We start from the raw sequence: 2,132 nt of genomic DNA, 5'->3' as shown, positions 1-2,132 counted from the left end.
TCAGTAAACCGCGCAGTGCCTGGGCCAATTTTCCGGCCTGGGCGTTGCGCAAATACACCACGTGCAGGTTGCTCGGGTTGCTTTGGGCGTTGTCCAGTTTGTAGATCAGGTTGCGCGCCAGCTCGGTCCGCTCCGGGCTGCCGGCGCGGATGATGATGGAGTTGGAACGCGGGTCGCCGATCACGTTGATTTTTTGCGTCTGGTCCCCGCCCTGGTTTTCCAGGAGTTCGGCCACCATGGCCGCGATGTCGACGGCGATGCCGTTTTGCACCGCCACCACGTCGGTATCGATGGCGCTCGGGGTGTCGATGCCGTCGATGATCTGCGCCACCCGTTGCAGGTTTTCCGCGTAGTCGGTGACGACGATGCTGTTATTGCCCGGGTAGGCGTTGATCGGATTATTCGGTGAAACGATGGGCCGCAGCACCGGGATCAGGTTCACCGCGTTTTCATATTGCAGGCGAAAAGTCCGGGTCAACATGCCGTTGCCAGCGGGTTTGTCGGCGCTGTAGATCGGTCCGCCCAGCAGCTTGGCATCCGCTTCGGGCACCACCTGCGCCACGCCGCCCACATCCACCACGCTGAAGCCCTGCATGCGCAGCGCCGCGAGCAGCATGGCATAGGCCTGATGGGCCGGCACCTGGCCTTCGCTGACCAGGGTCAAGGTGCCCTTGACCCGCGGGTCCACCAGGAACTGCTGGCCGGTGGAGTGGGACAAGGCTCGCACCACCGCCTGGATATCGGCCTCGACAAAGTTCAGCTGCACCGGCTGCTCGCCGAGGGGGTTGCGCGCTGCGCTGCTGCCGCCATCAGCATGGCCGCGAGCGGTCCTGGTGACGGGATGCTGAACCCGTGGCCGTGGCTCCAGAGCAGCCGCTGGGCGCTGGCGATCGAGCAAGGCGTCGCCACTGCGCCGGGTATCGGCCAGGGGCTGGCCCAGTTCGCTGTCCACCAGCAAGGGCGCGGGTGTATCGGACGGGTTGCTGCTGCAGGCTCCCAACGCCAACAACAGAAAAGGTGCGGCCTTGCGGCACTGACGCCCATAGTTGGAACCTGACCACTTCATGAAGCTTCCTTAGCGCCAAGCGCCTGATCCATGCGAACAGTTCCGGACACTATGCCGGCCGAGTCTTCGGATTGAGCCTCGCCTGCGCGTTGCAGGTGGGCCTCTATTACGTGCAGCGAGAAGTGTTGCGGGCCACCCAGCAGCCAGTCGAGCACGGCGTCCGCCGGAGCCTGCTCGAAGGTCAGTTGCCAGCCCCGTCCATTGGCTCCGGCGACGGCTTGCAACTGGTAGTGGGTGTCGAGGCCGAAAGCATCCAGGTTCTGGCGCAAGGCCTGCTCCAGCCCCGGACCACCCGGTGGTTGGGCGTTGGCCCCGGCCTCCTGCAGCAGCAACTCCAGGGCTTGAGCCTGGGAGCGCAACTTGGGGGTTTCGATTTGCCAGTAGTCGATCTTCTTCAGCGCGGGCTCGATCAGCAGCAGCCAGAACACCAGGCTTCCGAGCACCAGCGCGCCACCGCCCAGCATCTGCCGTTCCCGTGGGGCCAACCGCCGCCAACCGTCCAACATCCGCGCCCAGCGAGCGCGACTCACCGCCAGCAGGTTGTTACTCATCGTCGTTTTCCAGGGCGCCTTCACCTGGGTTCGAGGCCCGCTCGGCCGCCGCGCCCAGGGTCCAGAGGTGGTCGTCACGGCTGGCAATCAAGCCGGCCTCGGCCAGGGTGGCCTGCCAGGCACCGTCGTCGGCAACCGGGGGCGTGTCCTTCGGCAGTTCCAGCTGCAATCGGCCATCGGCGAAGCCCAGGCGCTGCACGCTGCCGATCATAAAGGGCAAGGCGTTCCCGGCCGTGTGCAGCAGGTGACTGAAGGCCTGTCCAGGATCTGCCGTGGCGCCGCTCTGGCGCGCGGCCAATTGCTGGCGGGCCTGTTGCAGCGGGTTGAGAATCACCGGCAACTCGGGGAAGGCCTGTTTCACCCGTTGACTCATCTGCGCCTTGAGTTGTTTTCCTTCCTCGGCCTGGCGCGCGGCGTAGAGATTCAGACCCAGGGTCCAGATCGCCACGGCCAGCGCGCTGCAGGCCAGTGCCCGACCCCAGCCGGCCGCGCCGACCCGGGGCGCGTCGAGCCCG

Annotated in this window: 3 protein-coding genes; all 3 read right to left on the bottom strand. The window is 65.9% G+C overall.

Features of this window, described 5'->3' with window-relative positions; translation table 11 throughout:
- Window positions 1-1,066 (bottom strand): secretin N-terminal domain-containing protein (locus CF161_RS29005; RefSeq protein ID WP_020300196.1); only part of this gene is annotated, 1,066 nt, incomplete at its 3' end.
- Window positions 1,063-1,617: a type II secretion system protein GspM gene (gene gspM, locus CF161_RS29000; protein ID WP_020300195.1), complete on the bottom strand. Its 555-nt coding sequence runs from the start codon at window positions 1,615-1,617 to the stop codon at window positions 1,063-1,065. The genes gspM and CF161_RS29005, both read right to left, overlap by 4 nt.
- On the bottom strand, window positions 1,610-2,132 hold a 523-nt coding region (gene gspL, locus CF161_RS28995; RefSeq protein ID WP_020300194.1), incomplete at its 5' end, for a type II secretion system protein GspL. The genes gspL and gspM, both read right to left, overlap by 8 nt.

Source organism: Pseudomonas sp. CF161 (assembly GCF_000416215.1).
In the GTDB taxonomy this organism is placed as follows: Bacteria; Pseudomonadota; Gammaproteobacteria; order Pseudomonadales; family Pseudomonadaceae; genus Aquipseudomonas.
This window is presented reverse-complemented; position numbering and strand designations above follow the sequence as displayed.

Coding starts and splice junctions, on each gene's coding strand:
- gspM (WP_020300195.1), bottom strand. CDS start 1,617: ATGAGTAACAACCTGCTGGCGGTGAGTCGCGCTCGCTGGGCGCGGATG.